The sequence below is a fragment of the Acinetobacter sp. ANC 4654 genome, from assembly GCF_002135425.1.
In the GTDB taxonomy this organism is placed as follows: Bacteria; Pseudomonadota; Gammaproteobacteria; order Pseudomonadales; family Moraxellaceae; genus Acinetobacter; species Acinetobacter kyonggiensis.
This window is the reverse complement of the sequence record NZ_NEGL01000003.1, coordinates 191,712-215,207: the sequence shown is the minus strand read 5'-3', so window position 1 is coordinate 215,207 and position 23,496 is coordinate 191,712. Positions and strand designations below refer to the sequence as shown.

Genomic DNA, 23,496 nt, shown 5'->3' with positions numbered 1-23,496 from the left:
TGAATTAGAAACGGTATTGATAAGCTTGGATATTGTTGAATATTTCAGCAGTTAAATCACAGTATCCTGTTGCGTTTGGCAGTAAAACCAACAAGCGTTCGTCTGTTTTATTGGGATCAAAGGCTTGTTCTTTTAACGTGTTTTTTTGGTATTTAAAGGTGCCTGTCGTTTCAACATGGACTTGAATGCGCAAAAACACAGGAACCGCATAGGCTGGCAAGCATTTTTTAAATTCAGTCGCCATGTGCTGTAAATCGTGTTCGGTAAATTCGGCATGATCTGCCAGTGTAATGGCTGCCATGCCAGCACGACCATTGGTATTGGGGATTTCTACCCCATAAACCACGGCTTCAGCAATTTTTTCATATTCACTGACGACATTTTCAACTTCGGTCGTCGATACATTTTCACCTTTCCAGCGGTAGGTATCGCCTAAACGGTCAACAAATTGAGCGTGACGGAAACCAATATCACGCACCAGATCACCAGTGTTAAAGAAAGAGTCACCCTGAGTAAAGACATCTTTCAGAATGACCGATTTATTTTTTTCAGGATCGGTATAGCCATCAAATGGCGAACGGCGGGTAATTTTGCCCACGAGTAAGCCGACTTCACCTTTTTTGACTTTTTTACACCAGCCTTGGGCATCTTTTACAGGGCTGTTGGTTTCTTTATCAAATTCAATAATCGCATAAGGGGTTGGGGAAAAGCCGACAGTATTATCAAAATTAAAGATGTTGCTGAAACCCACATTGCCTTCGCTTGATGCATATAGCTCAAGAATTTCTTCTACACCAAAGCGTTGTTTGAATTTATCCCAGATATTTGGACGCATGCCATTGCCGATCATTTTCTTGACGCGGTGTCCATGTTCAAGTTCAGAGCTTGGTGCATCCATCAGGTAACGGCATAACTCACCAACATAGCCAATGGCAGAGGCATCAAATTTTTTGACATCTTTCCAAAAAGCAGAGGTTGAGTATTTGCGTCGCAAGGCCAGTGTTGCACTGCCTGCAATCACACCACACCAGCAGACCACAATGCCTGTTGCATGGTAAAGCGGCAGGGTACAGTACATCACATCATCGCTGGTTAAAGCTAAGATATGACCATAGGTGCCGTATGCCAACGTCCAACGACTATGGGTGAAAATGACGGCTTTGGGTAAACCTGTCGTACCCGAGGTATAGATGTAAAATAGACCATCTTTACCTTGAATGCTTTGCGTGGTGGGGGTGTTGAATGTTGGAAAGTGAATAATTTTTTCTGCTAAATTTGTCCAGCCTTTTGGGGGTTTACCAGCATTAACTAAGGTTTCCTGATCTGCAAACCAGTGAAAGCGATCTTCTTTAAGGAGCAAGTCTTGACGGATTTCATCCACTGCGGCACGACATTCTTCACCCATAATAATGGCGATTGGTTTGACCAGATTAATGCTATGCGTTAATGCTTTACTGCTTTGTGAAGTATTGACTAGAGCTGCGGTGACCCCAATTTTAGCCAAAGCAATCACAGTCGCCACCAGTTCAGGGCGATTTTCCACCATGACGGCAATCACATCACCTTTACGTGCGCCAATCGACAAATAAAAGTGCCCAATTTGGTTTGCCCATTCATTGAGTGCTTGATAGGTAAATTTTTGCTCTTCGAATAATAAGGCATTCCCTTGCGGATTACGCTTGACTGCTTTTTCAAATGCAATACCTAAGCCCGCAGGTGTATTGGGGGTGCGTAAATAGGCTTGTTTCAGTCCACTCAATAAATGGGGAACTTTACTGATAAATTTGGGTAACTTTGCTGCGACATCCGTGATGCTAATCAAGTCATTTTGTGTGCTGTGGTTCATAAGAATCCTATTTATTTTTCATAATCCAGTATGTCTATTTGTTCGTGCTTATATTGCAGCTTCTTTTTAGTGGTTTAGTCCTAGAGCAATCAACCTAATTTGGTCAAAATAACAAAAAAAACCTAGTCACCGAAATGACTAGGTTTTTTTATTTTGCTGCATTAGAGCGAATTATGACTCATTTGCAGGCGTTACTTTCTTTGGTGGACGACCACGGGGACGACGAGGGCGGATGGGTTTGTCCTCATCATCTTCCGTTTCATCTTTGTTCGTATCCGTTTTTGGCTCTGCTAGTGCCTGTACATCTTGCGCAACCTCTACAGCTGTTTCAGCTTGTGCAGGCTTTGCTTCAACAGTCTTAGGCTCTATTACTTTTGCCACAGGCGCTGGTTTCTCAGCTTTTGGCGTAGGTTCAGCAGCGACTTTAGGTTCATCCACGACCGCGACATCTTCGATTACTATGACTTGTTCTGTCACAGGCTCGATTTCAACAGGAGCTGTTTCAACCACCTCAGGTGCGATTGTCGCCACGTCTTTGGTTGCTTCAGGTTCGCTATGTGCTTGCTTCGCTTGCTCTAAAGCTTGTTCCGCTGCAAGTTTTGCTAAACGACGACGTTCACGTGGATCATTGGCAACACGCTTATCTGAAATAGCCGTAGGCGGTGTTAAGTCCAATACCGGTGCTGGTTCAGCTTCTGGAGCCGCTTTCGTTACTGCAACATCACGTGTAACAGGTTGTGCTGTTTCTGCCTCAGTTGCCTGATGCACGATAGTCGCAGCATATTGCTCAGTGAATTTCACCAATGCACGATTGAAGGTTGGGATTAAACCAAACTGCTCGATCAGCACTGAACAATCCTCACCATATACATGGCGAATTAAACTGCCCACGGTATATTGGCTCAAGGTTGGAACCTGTGATGGATTCAATTTTGGTGCAGGAGCTTGTTGTTTCGCTTGATTTTCACGTTTTTGGCGACTACGCATGCGTGGGTCGTTACTCGCACGTCGATCAGCAGAACGTGGTTTATGTGATTCTTGCGGTTTAGTCGCTGTTACTGGCTTTTCTTCCTTCACAACCACTGGTTTTTCTGTTACCGCAGCTTTGGTTTCTGCCACAGCGACAGGTGCCGTTGGTGTAACAGGCGTTTCAACTACAACAGGTGCCGAGTTTAATGCAATGATTTCGCTTTTCGCTTGATCGACATTAACCACTAATGCTGTTGGCATAACCTCTTGACGCGGTGTGTCAATCACTTCGACTTTTGGTTGTTGCTCATTTACGACAGGAGCAGCAGCAACCGCTGGTTGAGGGGCTTGCTCGTTCAACACGCTTTGATCGCGGTGGCGATTTGGGCGGTTTGGACGTTGCTGATTATTGCGGTCACGGCGTGGAACAGCATTTTGCTCGAGTTGAACTTCAGCATTTTGTTGTTCTGGATGTTGACGTCGAGTCGGGCGCTTGTTTTCACGCGGATCTTGACGTTGCTCCTGACGCTGTTCTTGGCGTTGTTCCTGACGAGAGACTTGAACAATTTCTTCATGCACTTGGTTTTGTGGATTGTCATGCTGAACTTGTTCGCGTTGCTCTTTTGGCTTGTTCACGCGCTTTTTATTGTGACGTTGCGCTTTTTCTTCTTTATCAGAATACTTGTCGGCAACTTCACGCTGTTCCTGTTTATGGGTCACAGGCGTGTTTGGCGTTAAGTAAGCATTGCTGTTTGCAGTTGCAACTGGTGCGCTTTGAACAGGTGCAGGCGTTGTAACTTGACCCACTTGACCAAATTGACCACGACTCACAGCACCACCATTGACCATTTGTTCAATGGCTGCGGCAGCATTGTTTGCTGAACGTGCTTGATCAACAGTTTTTGCTTGTTTTTGCACAAACAAGTTTTCTAACCATGCACATGGGCTTGCTGAAGCTTGAGCAACAGGCGCAACTTGAGTTGGCTGTTGTTGCTGTGCTTCTTGAGCAGCTTGTTGTGGACGGCGTTGTTGCTTGTTGTTCTGGTTTTTGTCTTGCTGCTGAGCTTGTGGTGCAGCTTGAGCTTGTTGCCCATCTTCTAAATGCCATTCAGAGGATTCGTAACCCAACTCTTTTTCACTTGAACGCGTCGCTTCGGTACGTTCATAGCTGGTTGGTGCAAAACCTTCAGCATTATACGTAATTTCATAATGCGGCGTTTCTAAATGTGGGTGTGGTAAAACAGTCACACGTACATTTGAGGTCTGTTCTAGGTAAACGAGGCTATGACGTTTTTCATTCAATAAGAATGCTGCAATTTCAACAGGCACTTCAACTTGAACTTCACCATGACGTTCACGCAGCGCAATTTCTTCTACTTTACGCATAATCGAAAGCGAAAGAGAACGTAAGTCACGCACCATGCCAGTACCGTGACAGCGTGGGCATACGTAACCGGTTGCTTCTTCAAGCGATGGACGTAGGCGTTGACGACTCATTTCCATTAAGCCAAAACGAGACAATTGACCGAATTGGATACGGGCACGGTCGCTTTGGGTTGCTTCACGGAGTTTGGCTTCAACCATACGCTGATTGCGGTCTTTGGTCATGTCGATAAAATCGATCACCACTAAACCACCGATATCACGTAAACGTAGTTGACGCGCAATTTCTTCTGCTGCTTCTAAATTGGTATTTAAAGCGGTGTCTTCAACATCGTGACCACGTGTTGATTTCGCAGAGTTAATGTCGATAGACACTAAAGCTTCGGTTTGGTCGATGACAATTGAACCACCAGAAGGAAGTTTAACTTCACGTTCATAGGCAGTCTGAATTTGGCTTTCGATACCGAAGTGAGCAAATAAAGGCTCATTTAAAGTATAGGTTTTTAACTTTTCTAACTGACGTGGCATCACAGCTTTAACAAAGTTATACGCTTCGTTATAAGCTTGTTCAGAGTCAATTAAGATTTCAGCAACATCGTCACGTAAATAGTCACGAATCGCGCGTGTGACCACACCCGCTTCTTGATGCACCAACATTGGTGATGGGCCAGAACTTGCAGTGCTTTGGATTTGTGCCCAAAGGTCTAGCAAATGCTGTAAATCAAGTTGTAATTCTTCTTGAGAGCGACCAATACCAGCGGTACGAACAATCACGCTCATGCCACGCGGTGTATTAAGTGATGCCAACATTTCTTTCAATTCTTCACGAACTGAACCCGAAATTTGACGACTAATACCGCCACCTTTTGGATTGTTTGGCATAAGTACCAAATAACGTCCAGCCAGTGAAATAAAGGTAGAAAGGGCAGCCCCTTTATTGCCACGTTCTTCTTTTTCCACTTGAACCAAAAGCTCAGTGCCTTCAGTGATCAATTCGCGGATATTTGAAGTTTGACGTGGATCTGCTTGGTAGTATGAGTTTGCGATTTCACGCATAGAGAGGAAGCCTTGACGACCTGCACCATACTCAACAAAAACAGCTTCTAATGAAGGCTCGACGCGAGTCACGTGACCTTTATAGATATTGGATTTTTTTTGTTCACGGGTACGATTTTCTAAATCAAAATCGTAAAGACGCTGACCCGTGACAAGTGCAACGCGAATCTCTTCGGCATGTGTTGCATTAATCAACATACGTTTCATGGGTATACACCTAATAGTGATACACAACAAAACATCGCTATTCACGTAGCGAACATCACATATTACGGATCAACACTCAGATCTCAAAATAACACCTGTGGTCTGAGCTTTTTTACCGGCCTTTTTTGTTCGGCTTCGGTTTTTGATTCACGTATTGATGATGGCAATACGGCTTCAATCTTTCAACGATTAAAGTCACCTGAACGGATTCACTGGCGGACAAACGGTGCATTGGATGTGAGTAACTTTCACTGTCACGTAGCTTGAAGATCATCTCTTCGTTTAAGATAGAGCGTCTTGATACGGAATTATCATCGTATCTTTGCTTTATGTGCAGATCCAATGCATCAACGTTGTAGCCTGAATGCGACTTCAGGTTGCGACTCATTTGATGTGTATCAGTTTACGTTTAAAAACCAACTCAAAGTTGGCGACATATTTTTGGGGCAAACTGATTTATGTACATTAAGTACAATTAAACGCAACAGTTTGCTTTTTTGCCGATATAATAAGCCTTCGGCGTCGGCATATTCTTTAGGGACCTTTCCGTATTTAGTATGAGTTGTGAAATTTAATGTTTAGCTTCAAAAATATTGAAGTAATTAAATTTTTTCATACTAACGGTGGTATCCGTGCGCTGACTATATCAAACCTTGCATCATCTGCCTATGGGCTAAGCTTAAATTTCTTGTGTAAAGCATAGCCTAAGTGATCAGTTTTTAATCAATTTTAGTATTTTTTTGGGTCATCGTAACTGTATGAATTCTACGCAAGAATGGCAAAGTGTCACTTGGTTTGAAGTGGACGAGCATCAATCGGGTCAACGTATCGATAATTTTCTATTTTCTAGGCTCAAAGGTGTGCCTAAAAGTCGGATTTATCGCTTGATGCGTGAAGGGCAAGTTCGGGTCAATAAAAAGCGCATTAAAGCTGAAACCAAACTGGCAATTGGCGATCAAATTCGTGTGGCACCGATTCGTTATGAACCTAAAGACGAAACGGCTGCACCCGTGTCAGATAAAGTTGCACAGAGCTTACTCAGCCGTGTGATTTATGAAGATGAAGGCTTGATGATTGTGAATAAACCTTCAGGCATTGCCGTGCATGGGGGAAGTGGCGTGGCTTATGGTCTGATTGAAGGTTTGCGCGCAGCCACAGGTAAAAAATATTTAGAGCTGATTCATCGTATTGACCGTGATACGTCTGGTTTAGTGATGATCAGTAAAAAACGCAGTACGCTTAAAACCCTACAAGATTTATTGCGTGAACGTAAAATTAAAAAAACCTATGCTGCTATTGTCAAAGGTCAGGTCAGTTTGGATAAACAACTGATTGATGCGCCTTTACACCGTTATGAATTGGCCAATGGTGAGCGTCGTGTCTGCGTATCTAAAGAAGGTAAGCCAAGTCAAACGCAGTGGAATGTCGCAGAGCGTTTCCGTCATGGCACCTTGGTTTATGCTTCACCGCTTTCGGGACGCACACATCAAATTCGTGTGCATGGTTTGAGTATTGGTCATCCTTTAATTGGCGATGATAAATATGGTCATGAAACGGAATATAAAGGCCCTGCGGCACGTCGTTTGTGTTTACATGCTTTGCGTTTAGAAATTCCAGGTTATCCAACCATTGAAGCACCTTTGCCTGAAGATATGCAGAATTTAGCAGCTCAGCTCCGTGCGCAGTCTAAATAATCTTCTTTAATCCTCCTTTGAAAAAAGGAGGATACAGAGGAGATTTAAATTTGAAAATATTTTTGCATCTAAATCAAATATTGGACGTTATTCATGAATAAACCTGTAGAACTGATTGTGTTTGATTGGGATGGAACTTTGTTTGATTCAGTGGGGCAGATTGTGGCAAGCCTACAGTTTGCAGCACAGCAATTTGAGCAACCCCTGACCCCTGACGCGGCAAAAAGTATTATTGGTTTAGGTTTGCCAGAAGTCGCACAGGTTTTATTTCCTACCGTTCCTGAATTACATACTGACCTTTTGAAATGTTATGGCGATCATTATGTTGCCCATTCAACAGGCGATGCTTGGTTTGCAGGCATTGCTGAAATGTTGTATGGACTCAAAAATCAGGGTGTTCAGCTTGCGGTTGCGACGGGTAAAAGCCGTAGAGGTTTGAATCGTGTCTTGAATCAGACCAATAGCCATGATTTGTTTGAGATTACGCGTGCGGCAAGTGAAACCAAGTCCAAGCCTGATCCGCTGATGTTGGCTGAGATTTTAGCTTTCACAGGAGTAAAAGCTGAACAGGCGATTATGGTCGGGGATACCTCTTATGATTTGGAAATGGCGCAGAATATTGCCATGCCCAGAGTAGGGGTGAGTTATGGTGTGCATACGCCAGCTGTATTACAAACGTTTAATCCTTTGACCATTGCAGATGATGTCGCAAGTTTAGATCAGTTTTTAAATCAGCAAGTGAATGCTTCCGATGTGGCTTAAGCAAAGTTGATCATTTTTCAAGGTGTATAAGGATATGCACCTCAATTTAATTTTGAATAACAAGAAAATATAATATGAGTCGTTCCATTCGATTACTTCATTTATTGCAGCATCTGCGTGAACAGCGTTACCCTGTTACTGCACAATGTTTGGCTGAACATTTGCAAATCAGTGTGCGAAGTGTTTATCGAGATATTGAAAGTTTACGTGATCAAGGGGTCAATATTGAGGGCAGTACAGGTTTAGGATTTCAATTGAAAGAAAACTTTCTCCTTCCTCCCATGAGTTTGGATGAATCCGAAATTGAAGCGATGTATCTTGCATTACAATGGGCTAAATCTATTCCTGATCAAGCATTACAGCAGGCTTCACATTCGGTATTAAGCAAATTTAAAGCAGTCTTGCCACAAAGAAAACAAGAGTTTTTAAATGATACTTATCTAAAATCCATTCATTCATGGATTGAGGTTGATCAAACCATTGTTGAACAAGTTCGGATCGCCATTCGTTTACAAACTAAAATTCAGATTAATTATGTTGATGAGCAGAAACAGATTTCACACCGGCAATTATGGCCTTTTGCATTGGGATATTTTAACGACAAAATGCTGTTGGCTGCATGGTGTGAACTGCGTGCAGATTTTAGAAATTTCCGTTTAGATCGAATTCAAACGCTAACCCTCACTGAGCAAATCTACCCCGAATTTAAACGTCATTTATTTCACCAATGGTGTCAAAAAGAATTTTCAAATTCAGAAGCTTCACAAAGCACTACTGACAAAAACTGACACAGCCAAGTTCTATGCTAAAAAAACAATAAACACAGAAGGATAGAACAATGGCTTTAACTTTATATACCAATACGCAATCTCGTGGTGTTGTCGTGGATTGGCTCATTCTTGATTTGGGGATTGAGGTCGAGCGCATAGAAGTTGCATATGGCACAGAAATGAAATCGCCCGAATTTTTAAAACTCAACCCTTTTGGCAAAGTGCCTGTTTTGGTCGATGGCGATGTGGTGATTTATGAGCTAGATGCCATTTGTGCGTATTTGGCAGATAAATTCTCTGAAAAAGGGTTAGCTCCTGCACTTGATGATCCGAAAAGAGGTTTATATTACCGTTGGTTGTTCTTTGGTGCAGGACCTTTTGCAGCAGCCTCCGACAATGAACATTTAAACATTCAAGTTGCACCTGAACAAAAAATGTTTATGGGCTATGGTGATTATCAAGATACCTATCAGGCATTGATTCAAGGCTTGGAACAAGCAAGCCCGTATTTATGCGGTTCACAGTTTACGGCAGCCGATATCAGTTTAGGGGCAATGATTATGTGGCAATTAAAAATGAATCTATTACAGCCCCATCCTGCGATTGAGCGCTATGTTTTAGCTATACAACAACGTGAAAGTTTAAAGAATAATCCTGCTTTATTTGCCGCATAAAATCATTTTACTTACATAAGCCTCTTTTTAAAGAGGCTTATTTTTTTGTTGTAAACCTATACAAATAAACTTCATGTTTATTATCTTTTAGTCGTAGATGATGGTTTCCACTCAAATATATAAAATCTGAATTTTGAGGGATTAAGTCATTTTTCGCTTTGATTTTTCTACGCTGTTTATTTTGATTGATAAAACAAAAAAAGATTTATAGGTTCTAACTATTGTAAAAAATAAAATAAGTATTGGCGTAAAGTCGCCATTTTTCCGATGCTTAAACTGTTTATACACATACGCGTTTTATAGATGATCAGATACAGCTCGTCTGTCGAAATTGATCTAATCGATCCGAGTTTTACATCTTACTCAATCATTTTTTATCTAAAACAGTATAAGTCCATTTTTGCAGTTTAAGGAAACATTGATGTCGAATTCTGCTGTTGTTGAAACGAGTGTTGAATCCGTTGCTTTAGCGCTTAGAGAAGCTGAACTGTCAAAAGTTGCGATTGCACCTATTCGTCCACAATTGGGGGGGGAAAGTGCCGATGTCGATATCGCATATGCCGCTCAAGAAGTGAATACCCAACGTGCGCTTGCTGAGGAACGTCGTTTGGTTGGACGCAAGATTGGTTTGACTTCAAAAGTTGTACAAGCGCAACTTGGGGTAGATCAACCTGATTTTGGGATGTTATTTGCCGATATGGCCTATGGCGATGGTGAAGCCATTCCTGCTGGTTTGCTCATTCAACCGAAAGTTGAAGCTGAAATCGCCCTGATTATTAACAAAGATTTAACCCAAGAAAAACACACGTATGCAGACATTATCAGTGCGACTGACTATGCATTGCCTGCGGTAGAAGTGGTCGATAGTCGTATCGAAAACTGGAAAATTTCCCTGATTGATACGGTTGCAGATAATGCTTCATCTGCGGCTTATGTTTTAGGCTCACGTCCAGTGAAACTGGAAAATTTAGACCTTGTGAATTGCAAAATGGTGATGACGCGTGGTGACGAAGTGGTCTCGCAAGGTGTGGGTAAAGCATGTTTGGCAAATCCTTTAAACGCGGCAGTGTGGTTGGCTGACGAAATGGTTCGTCGTGGTCGTCCACTCTTGGCAGGTGACATCATCCTTACAGGTGCACTTGGCCCAATGGTTGTTGCAAACCCAGGTGACGAATTCAAAGTTGAGATTGAAGGCTTTGGTTCCGTTGTTGCTGCTTTCGCTGCTGAATAACGTTTTTGTATAAATCGGAATTTTAGAGAGTACATTCATGAAAAAGATTAAATGTGCATTGATTGGTCCGGGTAATATCGGCACAGATTTGCTTTACAAACTGCAACGTAGCGAATGGTTAGAGCCTGTTTGGATGGTGGGGATTGACCCAACGTCTGAGGGTTTGGCACGTGCTGCGAGCATGGGTCTAAAAACCACAGCAGAAGGCGTTGATGGTTTATTGCCACATGTATTGGCAGACAATATTCAAATTGCTTTTGATGCAACCTCTGCCTATGTGCATGCTGAAAACAGCCGAAAACTCAATGAACTTGGCGTACAAATGATTGACTTAACACCGGCAGCGGTTGGTCCATTTTGCGTACCACCCGTAAATCTTGCTGCGTTGCTTGAACAAGGTGAATTGCCAAACGTCAATATGGTGACATGTGGTGGTCAAGCCACCATTCCGATGGTGGCTGCCGTTTCACGTGTTCAGCCTGTGAGCTATGGTGAAATCATCGCAACGGTATCGACTAAATCTGTAGGTCCGGGCACCCGTAAAAACATTGATGAATTTACCCGCACCACTGCGGGAGCGATTGAGAAAGTTGGCGGCGCGAAAGCGGGTAAAGCGATCATTATCATCAATCCTGCTGAGCCACCACTCATGATGCGTGATACGGTTCATTGCCTCGTTGAAGGTGAACCCGATCAAGCTGCGATCACTGCATCCGTGCATGCCATGATCAAGGAAGTTCAAAAATATGTACCGGGTTATAAACTGGTCAATGGTCCAGTCTTTGATGAAAACCGTGTTTCTATGTATTTAGAAGTTGAAGGTTTAGGCGATTACTTGCCTAAATATGCCGGTAACCTCGACATTATGACAGCGGCAGCTGCACGCACTGCGGAAATGTTTGCAGAGCGTTTAATTGCACAACAAGCAACCACTGAAGCGGTATAAGGAGCAACCACATGTCTAAGATTATTGTTCATGATATGACTTTGCGTGATGGTATGCATCCACAGCGCCATCAAACGACTGTTGAGCAAATGATTGCCATTTCAACTGCCCTTGATGATGCAGGCGTACCTTTAATTGAAGTGACACACGGTGACGGCCTTGGTGGTTCATCGGTGAATTACGGTTTTGCTGCGGCAACCGATGAGGAATATTTGTCTGCGGTTGTGCCACGGATGAAGAATGCCAAAGTCTCGGCACTTCTTTTACCTGGGATTGGTACAGTTGACCATTTGAAAATGGCACATGAAATAGGTGTTTCAACCATCCGTGTGGCAACGCACTGTACGGAAGCAGACTGTTCCGAACAGCACATCACGGCTGCACGTCAGTTAGAAATGGATACAGTCGGCTTCTTAATGTTGGCTCACATGGCAACCCCAGCTCAATTGCTTGCAGAAGCGAAAAAAATGGTGTCTTACGGTGCGAACTGTATTTATGTGACTGACTCTGCTGGTTATATGCTGCCACAAGATGTAACGGATCGTGTCGCTTGTTTGCGTGACAGTCTTGATTCAAGTATTGAACTGGGCTTCCATGGTCACCATAACTTAGGTATGGGAGTTGCCAATACCGTAGCTGCTGTTCAAGCGGGTGCGATACGGGTTGACTTGGCTTCTGCTGGTTTAGGTGCAGGCGCGGGCAATACACCACTGGAGTTATTCATTGCCGTTGCGAATCGCATGGGGATGGATACAGGGGTTGATTTGTTTAAAGTTCAAGATGTTGCTGAAGATCTTGTGATTCCGATGATGTTGAACCCGATTCGTGCTGATCGTGATGCAGCAACTTTAGGTTATGCAGGCGTTTACTCATCATTTTTGTTATTTGCGAAACGTGCTGAAGCCAAATATGGTGTGTCTGCACGTGAAATCTTAATGGAATTGGGTCGCCGCGGTACAGTGGGTGGTCAAGAAGACATGATTGAAGATTTGGCATTGACCATGTCGAAAGCCAAAGCACTTCAAGCTTAGAATTTTAAGTTTCGTTGTCGTACTGATTTTTCAGTTAGAAAAGCACCTTTCATAGGTGCTTTTTATTGGCTGATGTAAAGGCATTTGATTGAACATGTGGAGGGTCATGCTCTTTTTTTAATGCAAGACGTGACTCATTGTTTAGAAAAATACAAAAAATTAATAGATAAAAAATATCATGCCATATTCCAGTGATATTAATTTTTTCAAATATTTAGCGGATAGAAAAGCGCAGTTAAACTTAAAAGCGATCAGTTGTTTTTATTTGACGGAAATATTCCTGTTTTTTTATAAAAATAAGCCTGTGAACAATAGCTTATAAGCGGTTGCATAAAATAGCTGCAAAAGATCTTATTGTTTTAAGTTCTAAACCAGTTTGGCATATAGATTCAGAAAGTCGTAAGCATGCGTTAAAGGCATTAAAGCTTAATACTGTAGTCGGATTTCGCAACTCAGAATTGTTGAGCATGATGGTGTTATAGCTTAATTTGATCACTGGGAATTTAGCCATGCATCGTCAAACACTATGGATAGCAATCTGTGCTGCTGCGGCAACACTAGGTACAACTGCAACGAATGCAGAATTTATCGACGATAGCCAAGTCCAATTAAAATTTAAAAACTTCTATTTAGATCGTCAATACGCCGATCTTCCACAAAACAACTGGGGCAGTTGGTCTCAAGCCGTGACTTTAGATGCTAAGTCTGGTTATGCCGATTTAGGTGCTATAAAAGTGGGCGCTGATATCTTGGTTCAACATGCTGTACGTTTGAATGGTCGGGATAAAAATCCAGATTGGGTTTTACCGCATGATGGTGAAAAACAAGCGCGTGACTTTGGTAAAGTAGGCGCAACTTTAAAAGCCAAAGTGTCGCAAACTGAATTAAAAGTTGGTGAAATTTTACCTGTTTCGCCAGTATTGGTTTTTGACCCATCACGTCAGTTGCTGACCACATATAGTGGTGCATGGTTAGAATCGAAAGAGATTAAAGATACCAAGTTAACTTTTGCTTACATTGATGGCATTAACAACCGTTATGACAATCAATTCCGCGAATTAACAAAATTTGCACCGCCTGCCTATGATAATGGCGCAGAAGCGGATGGGATGTACATTGCGGGTATTGATCATCAATTTAATAAAAATATTGGTGCAAGCTACTGGTATGCCGATGTGCAAGATATTTACCAACAGCATTATGTCGGTGTGAATTACAAAACCACATTAGGTGCAAAGGCAAAATTAGACAGCCATATCCGTTATTTCGATAACTCGGAATCTGGTGATCAATTGTATGGGAACATTGATAATCAGGCGCTATCTGTAGGCGCTAAAATTAATCATGGCGCACATACCTTTGGTTTGGGCTATCAACAGATGTTTGGTCAAAATGCGTTCCCAACGATTGGCGGTTGGGTGCCACAACCTTATTTGGTGAACTGGGGTGTAGCGACATTTACCAATGTGAATGAAAAATCATGGGGCTTTACGTATGCTTATGATTTCTCTGCGTTGGGTGCAAAAGGCTTAAATGCTACAGCGGTTTATTTCACGGGTTCTGATGCCGATGTAGCGGGTAAACAAGCGCAAAAATCGGATGAAATGAATCTGATTGTGAATTACACCCTTCCAGAAGGGAAGTTCAAAGGTTTAGGCATTCAAGGCATGTATATTGATGCTGATTTTGACTGGAAAACGGACTTAAAAGAGTACCGTATTGCGACAACCTATACCTATAAATTCTAATCATTTGATGGAAAAAGAGTGGCTGTTAATCAGTCGCTCTTTTTTTTGAGCTTCAGTATATTGAACTTGAAATACCTAAGCTGGATTATGGTGATAAATTTATTTTAAATATATTAAAAACAAAGACTTAAATTATCGTTTTTTTGTAGTTCATCATCGTTATTAAGTATCAGTTTGTGCTTGATGAACATGTAATATTAGGCTGTAAAATTGTCGAATTTATTATCATTCAGCGTGTCATTGAGTCAATCAAACACGTATCAATGCTGCATGAGGAGTATGTATGAGCACTGTCCAAATCCCTGAATATACAACCGATTCATTCTTTGGCTTAGAAGATAAGTGGATTGAAACTGCGCAAGGTGAGTTAACGCATTATCACGAAATGGGTGAAGGTACGCCTATTCTTTTCTTGCATGGTTCGGGTACAGGCGTCTCTGCTGCGGCAAACTGGTGGTTGAACTTGCCACAGATTGCTGAACAAGCCCGTTGTATTGCAATTGACACCATTGGTTATGGTCAATCCGTTGTTGCGCCAAATACAGCTTATGGTATTCGTGCTTGGGTTGATCATGCTATCCGTACCTTAGATGCTTTAGGCATTGAAAAAACTTGGGTGGTGGGTAACTCATTGGGCGGTTGGTTAGCATTCCAAATGGTCTTGGATTACCCTGAACGTGTGCTCGGAATCGTATCAATGGGTACAGGGGGGGCGAAACAAACAGCAGCACTGAAAGCCCATGCAAACCCAGTTTTAACAGCAGAAGGCATCAAGCAAACCCTGTCTATGTTTGTGGTGAACAAAGATTTGATTACGGATGAATTGGTTAAAGTCCGTTTTGATTCTGCCAAAAATGATTATGCTTCTGACCGTCTAATGGATGTTGTTGGCGCGCGTGACCGTGACCGTTTTGAGTTTCCACTTGACTTTGAAAAAATGAAAGACATTACTGTTCCTGTACTGCTGATTCATGGTGTACAAGATGTGGTGATTCCGGTGTCTCGTTCATGGGATATCTTAAACATTGTTCCACATGCAGATGCACATATTTTCAGTCAATGTGGTCACTGGTCTCAAGTTGAAAAAGCTGAAGAATTTAATACCGTGATTAAAGATTATTTAACGGCGCGCGGCGTGTAATCTGCTTTAATTCAGTGATAAAACAGGGTGGCTTTTGCCATCCTTTTTTATTTTGTGAAATTTGTATAGATCAGCGATTTGCACAGCCTTTTTTGTTCAATAGAGGACATGTCCTGATGCGATTTATTTGGGGTAAGCAGATGAATTTGGCTTTAAGCCATAATAAAACTGGCTGCGACATTAATACTGATCGCCAAAATCGTGGTGTTAAATCCATATGCCAAGATCAGGTGTAAGGTATTCAATACACGCATTGATTGGCTGGTTACCGAGACATCCGCCGTTTGAGCCGACGTGCCAATTACATAACTAAAATATAAAAAGTCGGGATAGGTCGGTTGTGGTGATTTGGGGAAATCTAAGCCACCTTCTTGATGTTTTTCCAATGCCAAATAAAAGTCATGTGCATAATGAATGGCAAAGATGGTATGCATAAAGAACCACGCCGAAATAATGGTCAGGATGGATAAAATTAAGTGTCCTACTCGAATGGTGGGGTCTGCGGGTAAATGATTAATTTCAATAATAATGGCAATAAAGCACATAATTAAGGTCATGATTACCAAAAGTAAAATGATCCATTTACTGGCATCTTGTTGTAGTGCGCGCTGTAAGATATGGGCATGATCTGTGTGCCAGAGTTTTTTTATGGTTAAGAATAAATAGTGATAAATGGAGATGTTCCAACTGATTAAAAGACAGCTCGACCAACGCCATGGGGTCAGCCATTGTAAAAAATAATACAGCACTGCGATGGATGGAAAGATGATAAAAAAATAAGGGTGGTATTGAACGCCTATTTTGATTCGATGTAATGAGTGTATTTTCATAATGCTCTCTAGATCTATGTCTGTTTTTATCAATACCGCAGTGTATTTATTAGACTTAAGTTGTAATTTTTTGATTATGAGATATTTTTATGCATGAACGAAGGAAAAGTTATGCGTTATTTCCCATCGAAAAAGACTTTTTCATCAATAAATAGTCTAAGACTGAAGTCTTCACGGTACAAAATAAAGAGAAAAATAGGCAAAAAAAGACACCATTATTTATCAAAAAAATAATGGTGTGCTCAATTTAAAAAAGAAAGTGGCTTAATTACGATTGATATTGAGATAAAACACGTGGGTGAGTAATTCAACAAATTTATGAACAGCGCTAGAGCTACTATTTTTATGGTAACTGACATACAAGTCCAAATACGGCAGTTCAATATCTAAAGCACGAATGACTGTGTTTTTCATGGTCAATGGTGCAACGTAGCCGGGTAAGATGGTGCAACCTAAACCCATGCCAATCGAATTGATATTAAACAAGATGTTATCGGCTTTTTGTACAATATTAAATTCAATGCCATGGGTTTTGGCAAACTCTAGAATGGTATTATGTAACGTCAAAGATTGTTCTGCCGCAGGAATGATAAAATCAACACCATGCAATGCTTTCACTGGAATTCGTTCATATTTTGCTAAAGGATGATTTTCCGGCAAAATAAAAATCAAGGGTTCACGAAGCACAAATAAGCTTTCGATTTCATCACTGTTTAAATTCTGACGGGTAAAAGTGACATCTAGATCACCTTTCTTTAACAGCTTTATTTGCTCAGTATTATTGAGACTGAGCAATTCAATTTTTAAATCTGAATTTTGTACCCGTAAATTGGGTAATACATAAGGAAAGATTTTCATCTCTGCCACAGGCACAAAACCAATCCGCAACATTTGCTGTTTGGCTTGTAGGACTTGGCGTGCCATAGCAATGGCTTTGTCTGCTTGAGCCAATGTGAGGCGAGCTTGTTCTAGAAATACGGCACCTTCTTCCGTCAGTTCAACTTTACGCTTGGTGCGATATAATAGCTTTACACCGACATCTTCTTCGAGGTCTTTAATTTGCTGACTTAAAGAGGGTTGGGCGGTATAAAGCTTTAACGCAGCTTTACTAAAATTCAGTTCTTCTGCAACGGTGATAAAATATCTTAGGTGTCGTAATTCCATATAATCTAGTCCAATGAGTAATCCAAAAAATGTCTTACTATAATTTGGGGTGAGTATAATCTATAAACAACTATGCCGTGAAGATGATTCTGCCATTTAGAAAATAAATGGTTTTTAATTTTTCATGACCATTTCAATATAAGAAAAAAACGCTACGAATAATCCATAAAATATCTTAATTGAAACAAAAAAAATATTTCACTAAACGCTGTGAAAAAACCATCATCCACTAAAAGTTGAGTCTATTTACTTTGTGACTGAGTACGTCACAGGAGAGCTTTTCATGAGTGGAAAAATTGATGTGCGCGAAATTGACGCTTTGGTCGATGCACAAAATGGACGTATCTCGCCATATATTTATACCGATCCAGATTTATATGAATTAGAGCTTGAACGCGTTTTTGGTCGTACTTGGTTATTCCTTTGTCATGAAAGCCAAATTCCTAAAGCGGGCGACTTTTTCAATACTTATATGGGTGAAGACCCGATTATTGTGGCACGTCAAAAAGACGGCTCAATCAAAGCATTTTTAAACCAATGCCGTCACCGCTCTATGCGTGTGAGCTTTGCAGACTGTGGCAATACGCGCGCATTTACTTGCCCATACCACGGTTGGTCTTACGGTGTTGATGGTTCACTCAAAGACATTCCATTAGAAGATCGTGCATTCCCGCAAGGTGCATGCAAAGAGAAATGGGGTCTGGTTGAAGTGAATCGTGTTGAGTCTTACAAAGGCTTAATCTTTGGCTGCTGGGATGAAATCACACCTGATTTAATCGAATATATGGGCGACATTGCTTGGTATTTGGATGGTGTGGTGGATCGCCGTCCGGGCGGTACAGAAATCATTGGTGGTGTGCATAAGTGGGAAATTGAATGTAACTGGAAATTTGCAGCGGAACAGTTTGCATCGGATCAATATCATGCCTTGTTCTCTCACGCATCAGCCATCCAAGTGTTGGGTGCAAAACCAGATGACGAGTCTTCTAAAAAATTAGGCGCTGCACAAACAGCGCGACCAGTCTGGGAAACGGCTAAAGATGCCATCCAATACGGCTCGCGTGGTCATGGTTCAGGTTTCTTCTTTACTGAAAAACCCGATGCAAACGTCTGGGTGGATGGTGAAGTGGCGAACTACTTCCGCGAAACTTATGACGAAGTAAAAGAGCGTTTGGGTGAAACGCGTGCATTGCGTCTGGCGGGTCACAACAACATGTTCCCCACCATGTCATGGTTAAACGGCACGGCAACACTTCGTGTCTGGCATCCACGTGGGCCAAATAAAACGGAAGTCTGGGCATTCTGCATTGCCGATGCTGAAGCGTCGCAAGAAGTGAAAGAAGCTTTTGAGCGTTCTGCAACGCGTGCCTTTGGTCCTGCTGGTTTCCTAGAGCAAGATGACTCTGAAAACTGGATTGAGATTCAAAAAGTATTACGCGGCTATAAAGCACGTAACAACAAACTGATTATGGAAATGGGCTTGGGGAATGAGAAAAAACGTGAAGATGGTATCCCGGGGATTACCAACTACATTTTCTCTGAAACTGCGGCACGTGGCTTATACCGTCGTTGGGCAGATCTGTTGATTCATGACACATGGGAAGAGGTCGAAAAAGCCGCTGAGCAATATGAGAAGGAGCTAATGAAATGAGTCAGATCAGTTTAGAACTTCATCATCAAATTAGTCAGTTCCTCTATCGTGAAGGCAAAGCGCTGGACGATTGGAAATTCCGTGATTGGTTGGATCTATTGGCAGAAGATATTTCTTATACGTTGCGCACGACGCCAAATGCACAAACCCGTGACCGTCGTCGTTCAATTGAACCGCCAACCACGTGGGTATTTAACGACACCAAAGACTTATTGGAACGTCGTGTTGCACGTCTTGAAACGGGTATGGCGTGGGCTGAAGAGCCACCATCACGCACCACACATATGGTGTCGAATGTGATTGTAGAACCGACTGAAGTGGACGGTGAATACGATGTGTATGTCACGTACTTGTTGTACCGTACGCAAAAAGAGAAAGACGTAACGATCTACTGCGGTAAGCGTCACGACAAATTACGTCAAGTTGAAGGTGGTCTCGGCTTCCAAATCTTCAAGCGTAAAATTATCTTAGATCAAGTGACCTATAACTCACATAACCTGAGTGTGTTCTTCTAATGAATAAAATTTTTGTTTGCCAAGTTGATGAACTAGACGAAGGCGAAGCGCTAAAAGTAGATTGCGGCGTAAACGGTATTGAAGCACTGGCAGTGTTTAACAATGGCGGAGAATTCTTCGCTATGAATGACCGTTGTTCACATGGTAATGCATCGATGTCTGAAGGTTATCTGGAAGATGACGGTACGGTTGAATGCCCATTGCATTCAGCGCGGTTCTGCTTAAAAACAGGTGAAGCATTGTGTCTACCAGCCACTGATCCAATTAAAACATTCCCTGTGATTGTTGAAGATGGTCAGTTGTTCGTAGAGATGGCAGGAGAGTAATTATGGGTTGGCTACAAGGCGAAGTTGCACTGATTACTGGCGGTGGTTCAGGCTTAGGCTGGGCTTTGGTTGAGCGTTTTTTGCAAGAGGGCGCACAGGTTGCAGTCCTTCAGCGTTCAAAAGCAAAAGTGGATGCCTTGAACGAACACTTCGGTGGGCGAGTTCTTGCGATTGAAGGTGATGTAGCCAGCTATGCAGACAATGTCCGTGCTGTTCAAGCGACCGTTGAGCGTTTCGGCAAGCTAGATTGCTTCGTGGGTAATGCGGGTATTTGGGATCATTATGCCGATATCGTCAATACTTCGGGCGAACAGTTGGAAACAGCCTTTGATGAAATCATGGGCATTAACACCAAATCTCTCATCTTGGGTGCAAAAGCGGCACTGGATGCATTGATAGCTTCTGAAGGTTCAATCATCTTTACCTTGTCTAACTCGGCACTGTACTCCGCTGGCGGAGGCCCAATCTATACCGCATCTAAGCATGCGGGTGTGGGCATCATGAAAGAATTGGCTTATGAACTTGCACCGAAAGTACGCGTCAATGCCGTTGCGCCATCAGGTATGAATGTCAATATCAAAGGTGCTGCATCACTGGGTCAAGAAAATTTGGGTCTACTTGATGCACGTGATCCTGAAAAAATTGGTCGTGGTATGCCATTGGGCTTCTTGCCAGAACCTGAAGATATGACTGGTTCTTATGTCTTACTGGCGTCTCGCGCCAATAACCGTACCCTGACGGGTGTTTTAATTAATGCGGATTGTGGTTTGGGTATTCGCGGTTTACGTCAGCCGCGTGCAGGTTTTTTTGACGCGTGATTTTAGTGTTGGTGTCTTATTTTTAAGCAGTCTAGATTTAAAATAAATAAGATACAGCCACAAATAACTTCAAAAGTTTGTATGGTTTTGCGTAGGCATAGCCTGACTTTTGAAGGATGAGCAGTGTACTGCGTAAGGTAACAAAAATCCTTTGTTGGGTGAGAGGTTCATCCCTGAAACCTCCACCCAACGGCGACATCCATTTCGCCAACCAAGATAATGAATAGCATTGTGAACTCTATATTTAATTCGACAGCATTTCATAACGATTTAAGTCATTTGCTAAAGGATTAACTTGGTAACTGTATTTTCAGCAGATATTTCAATTTCGGAGTCACATATGGCCGTTAAACTGATTTGCGCTTCACATAGTCCACTTATGGAATTTGCTTCGCCACAGCGTGCAGAACAGGAAACCAATGTTCGTGCTGCGTTTGATAAAATGGCAGCAGAAGTCAAAGCTTTTGATCCAACGTTAATTATTACTTTCGGCCCCGACCATTTTAACGGTTTTTTTTATGATCTCATGCCAAGTTTCTGCGTTGGTATTCGTGCCACAGCCGCAGGCGATTGGAATTATGGTGCAGAGAACAACAAGATTAATGTGCCAGAAGAAACAGCGCTTCATTTAGTGCGTTGTGTCTTGGATGAAGGGGTCGATGTTGCTTACTCTTACCGCATGCAGGCCGATCATGGTGTGACTCAACCATTGCATTTCTTATGTGGTGGTCAGCTCGATCGTTATCCAACCATTCCAATTTTTATTAATAGTGCAGCAGCACCCATGCCAACCACTAAACGTACGGTGGCTTTAGGTCGTGCTGTAGGTCAGTTCATCAAATCACTGAACCTTGAAAATGAACGCGTGCTGATTTTAGGCACAGGGGGATTGTCACATGATCCGCCCACACCGCAAATGGGTTCAGTTCCGCCTGAAGTAGAAGAGTTTCTGATTGCAGGGCGCAATCCATCCACTGAAGCGCGTCATGCACGTCAAGCCAAAATTATTGCAGTCGGTCAAAAGCTTGCAGCAGGGGATACTTCTGTTGCAGTGCCTTTAAATGCGGCATGGGATATTGCCTTACTTGAAACCTTCAAAAATGCTGATTTTGCTGCAATTGAGGCGATGACTGAAGCTGAAATTCGCCGTGACGGTGGTCGTGGCGGTCAGGAAGTTCGTTCATGGATTGCGGCATTTGCCGCATTGTCTGAATTGGGCGAATACCACATGACCACTCAAGTCTATGAAGCAATCAGTGAATGGATTGCGGGCTTCGGCATTGTATCGGCAGAATTGAAAAACTAAGGAAGGATGGACATGAGTCAAACGAATATTGAAAGCATTGTTATTGTGGGTGCTGGTCAAGCTGGTGCAAGCGCCATTTTAGAACTTCGTGCCAATAAGTATGAAGGCAAAATCATTTTGGTGGGTGACGAAACACATCTGCCTTATGAGCGTCCACCGTTGTCTAAAGATGTGATCCTCAATCCTTCCGATACCAAAATTGAAATCTTGTCCCCACAAAAACTGGCCGATTTGAATGTTGAGGTGATCCGCGGTAATGGCGTGGTGAAAATCAATAGCGACGCTCACAGCATTGAGCTTAAAAATGGTGACGTTGTTGCTTACGATAAATTATTGCTTGCAACAGGTGGTGCTGCGCGCCGTTTACCAAACTTTGATGCTTTGGGTAAACACGTTTATACCTTGCGTAACCTTGAAGACTCTCAAACCTTAGTCCCTGTGTTGCAAGCAGGCCGCCGTATTATCTTGATTGGTGGTGGTGTCATTGGTTTGGAACTCGCATCAAGCGCACGGTTTAAAGATTGTGCTGTGACTGTCATTGAAATGGGTTCGATGGTGATGGGCCGTTGTTCACCGCTTATCCTGAGTGAATTTTTGCTTGAACAGCATCGTGCTCAAGGTGTTGATGTCCGTCTTTCAACGCAAATCGCTGATTGCCGACTGGATCAGAAGCAGGATGGCGAAGAAATTGTAGTCACTTTGGCTTCTGGTGAAGAACTTCGTGCCGATGCTGTGGTTTACGGTATTGGCATTGTACCCAATGCGCAACTGGCGATTGATGCTGGCTTAGAGGTGGACGTGGCGATTAAAGTCAATCAAGATTGTCAAACGTCAAATTCAGACATTTATGCCGCAGGCGATGTTGCTACTCAATTACGTGACTGTGGTCATCACCGCCGTGTGGAAACTTGGGAAAATGCCAACCTGCAAGCGGGAATTTTTGCGCGTCATGTGATGGGCGTTGAACATCCTAAAGCCAATCCAGCTTGGTTCTGGACTGATCAACTGGATATTAATGTCCAATTTGTCGGTGATATGGCAGCGGCTGAATGGCATGTCCGTGGTGAAATGGATGCAGCGAAGGGTGCAGACAATTCATTCGTGATGTACGGTGTGACTGACGGTCAAATTGTTGCAGGCATTACTGTCAATGCGGGCAAAGAAATACGTCATTTGAAAAAAATGATCAGTAAAAATACCGCATTTGAAATGGAAAAACATTTGGATATCACACAAGACTTACGCAAAATTGCTTAAAGTTTGTAAAGTAATCTTTGAACAGTCCTGTGCTTAGCACAGGGCTGTTTTTTTATGCGTATTTAATGCTGCATTTATCATCAGGAATGTTTATCTGCTCGGTTATTTTGATATGCACTATTTTCAAAATCACAGCTTGAGCACGTCTTGGCTGCATTAAGCAGACGTATC

The 23,496-nt window shown here is 42.4% G+C and carries 19 protein-coding genes; 15 read left to right on the top strand and 4 right to left on the bottom strand.

What is annotated here, in order from left to right; translation table 11 throughout:
• Nucleotides 1–4: 4 nt before the first annotated feature.
• Both B9T24_RS06875 and B9T24_RS06870 read right to left on the bottom strand, forming a co-directional pair.
• Nucleotides 5–1,846, bottom strand: a complete 1,842-nt coding sequence (locus tag B9T24_RS06875) for a long-chain-acyl-CoA synthetase (RefSeq protein WP_086165099.1) — start codon at nt 1,844–1,846, stop codon at nt 5–7.
• 171 nt (nt 1,847–2,017) lie between these two features.
• Complete coding sequence (locus B9T24_RS06870; RefSeq protein ID WP_086165098.1) at nt 2,018–5,461, bottom strand: Rne/Rng family ribonuclease; 3,444 nt, start codon at nt 5,459–5,461, stop codon at nt 2,018–2,020.
• A 758-nt stretch (nt 5,462–6,219) separates the two neighbouring features.
• Between B9T24_RS06870 and B9T24_RS06860 the strand changes: the two genes are divergently transcribed.
• From B9T24_RS06860 to B9T24_RS06820, 9 genes are all read left to right on the top strand, one after another.
• Nucleotides 6,220–7,155, top strand: coding sequence for an RluA family pseudouridine synthase (locus B9T24_RS06860; RefSeq protein WP_086165097.1), 936 nt, complete (start codon nt 6,220–6,222; stop codon nt 7,153–7,155).
• 93 nt (nt 7,156–7,248) lie between these two features.
• Nucleotides 7,249–7,917: an HAD-IA family hydrolase gene (locus B9T24_RS06855; RefSeq protein WP_086165096.1), complete on the top strand. Its 669-nt coding sequence runs from the start codon at nt 7,249–7,251 to the stop codon at nt 7,915–7,917.
• Between the two features lie 74 nt (nt 7,918–7,991).
• The gene (locus B9T24_RS06850; RefSeq protein ID WP_086165095.1) at nt 7,992–8,705 is read left to right on the top strand and encodes a helix-turn-helix transcriptional regulator; all 714 of its coding nucleotides are present in this window, start codon (nt 7,992–7,994) and stop codon (nt 8,703–8,705) included.
• 50 nt (nt 8,706–8,755) lie between these two features.
• Nucleotides 8,756–9,361: a glutathione S-transferase family protein gene (locus B9T24_RS06845; RefSeq protein WP_086165094.1), complete on the top strand. Its 606-nt coding sequence runs from the start codon at nt 8,756–8,758 to the stop codon at nt 9,359–9,361.
• Between the two features lie 421 nt (nt 9,362–9,782).
• Nucleotides 9,783–10,592: a fumarylacetoacetate hydrolase family protein gene (locus tag B9T24_RS06840; RefSeq protein WP_086165093.1), complete on the top strand. Its 810-nt coding sequence runs from the start codon at nt 9,783–9,785 to the stop codon at nt 10,590–10,592.
• Between the two features lie 37 nt (nt 10,593–10,629).
• Nucleotides 10,630–11,538, top strand: a complete 909-nt coding sequence (locus tag B9T24_RS06835) for an acetaldehyde dehydrogenase (acetylating) (protein WP_086165092.1) — start codon at nt 10,630–10,632, stop codon at nt 11,536–11,538.
• Nucleotides 11,539–11,549: 11 nt separating this feature from the next.
• Nucleotides 11,550–12,569 (top strand): 4-hydroxy-2-oxovalerate aldolase, encoded by a 1,020-nt coding sequence (gene dmpG / locus B9T24_RS06830; protein WP_086165091.1) that lies wholly within the window; start codon nt 11,550–11,552, stop codon nt 12,567–12,569.
• 509 nt (nt 12,570–13,078) lie between these two features.
• Nucleotides 13,079–14,317: an OprD family outer membrane porin gene (locus B9T24_RS06825; RefSeq protein ID WP_086165090.1), complete on the top strand. Its 1,239-nt coding sequence runs from the start codon at nt 13,079–13,081 to the stop codon at nt 14,315–14,317.
• Nucleotides 14,318–14,600: 283 nt separating this feature from the next.
• Nucleotides 14,601–15,458, top strand: coding sequence for an alpha/beta fold hydrolase (locus tag B9T24_RS06820; protein WP_086165089.1), 858 nt, complete (start codon nt 14,601–14,603; stop codon nt 15,456–15,458).
• A gap of 152 nt (nt 15,459–15,610) precedes the next feature.
• On the opposite strand, the gene B9T24_RS06815 is transcribed toward B9T24_RS06820, so the two are convergent.
• Both B9T24_RS06815 and hcaR read right to left on the bottom strand, forming a co-directional pair.
• On the bottom strand, nt 15,611–16,288 hold the full coding sequence (locus tag B9T24_RS06815) for a DUF1345 domain-containing protein (protein ID WP_086165088.1): 678 nt from the start codon (nt 16,286–16,288) through the stop codon (nt 15,611–15,613).
• Nucleotides 16,289–16,552: 264 nt separating this feature from the next.
• Nucleotides 16,553–17,452 carry a DNA-binding transcriptional regulator HcaR gene (hcaR, locus tag B9T24_RS06810; protein ID WP_086165087.1) on the bottom strand — a complete coding sequence of 300 codons (900 nt, stop codon included), beginning with the start codon at nt 17,450–17,452 and terminating at the stop codon, nt 16,553–16,555.
• A gap of 283 nt (nt 17,453–17,735) precedes the next feature.
• On the opposite strand from hcaR, the gene hcaE reads away from it, so the two are divergent.
• The 6 genes from hcaE to hcaD all read left to right on the top strand — a co-directional run bounded on the left by hcaE (nt 17,736) and on the right by hcaD (nt 23,325).
• Nucleotides 17,736–19,103, top strand: coding sequence for a 3-phenylpropionate/cinnamic acid dioxygenase subunit alpha (gene hcaE / locus B9T24_RS06805; RefSeq protein WP_086165086.1), 1,368 nt, complete (start codon nt 17,736–17,738; stop codon nt 19,101–19,103).
• Nucleotides 19,100–19,618 (top strand): 3-phenylpropionate/cinnamic acid dioxygenase subunit beta, encoded by a 519-nt coding sequence (hcaF, locus tag B9T24_RS06800; protein ID WP_086165085.1) that lies wholly within the window; start codon nt 19,100–19,102, stop codon nt 19,616–19,618. The genes hcaE and hcaF overlap by 4 nt, the downstream gene beginning before the upstream one ends.
• The gene (hcaC, locus tag B9T24_RS06795; protein WP_067722172.1) at nt 19,618–19,944 is read left to right on the top strand and encodes a 3-phenylpropionate/cinnamic acid dioxygenase ferredoxin subunit; all 327 of its coding nucleotides are present in this window, start codon (nt 19,618–19,620) and stop codon (nt 19,942–19,944) included. Before hcaF ends, hcaC begins: the two co-directional genes overlap by 1 nt.
• 2 nt (nt 19,945–19,946) lie before the next feature.
• Nucleotides 19,947–20,762, top strand: coding sequence for a 3-phenylpropionate-dihydrodiol/cinnamic acid-dihydrodiol dehydrogenase (gene hcaB / locus B9T24_RS06790; RefSeq protein ID WP_086165084.1), 816 nt, complete (start codon nt 19,947–19,949; stop codon nt 20,760–20,762).
• A 340-nt stretch (nt 20,763–21,102) separates the two neighbouring features.
• Nucleotides 21,103–22,068, top strand: a complete 966-nt coding sequence (locus B9T24_RS06785; protein ID WP_086165083.1) for a 3-carboxyethylcatechol 2,3-dioxygenase — start codon at nt 21,103–21,105, stop codon at nt 22,066–22,068.
• 12 nt (nt 22,069–22,080) lie between these two features.
• Nucleotides 22,081–23,325 (top strand): 3-phenylpropionate/cinnamic acid dioxygenase ferredoxin--NAD(+) reductase subunit, encoded by a 1,245-nt coding sequence (hcaD, locus tag B9T24_RS06780; RefSeq protein ID WP_086165082.1) that lies wholly within the window; start codon nt 22,081–22,083, stop codon nt 23,323–23,325.
• The last annotated feature ends 171 nt before the right edge of the window (nt 23,326–23,496 follow it).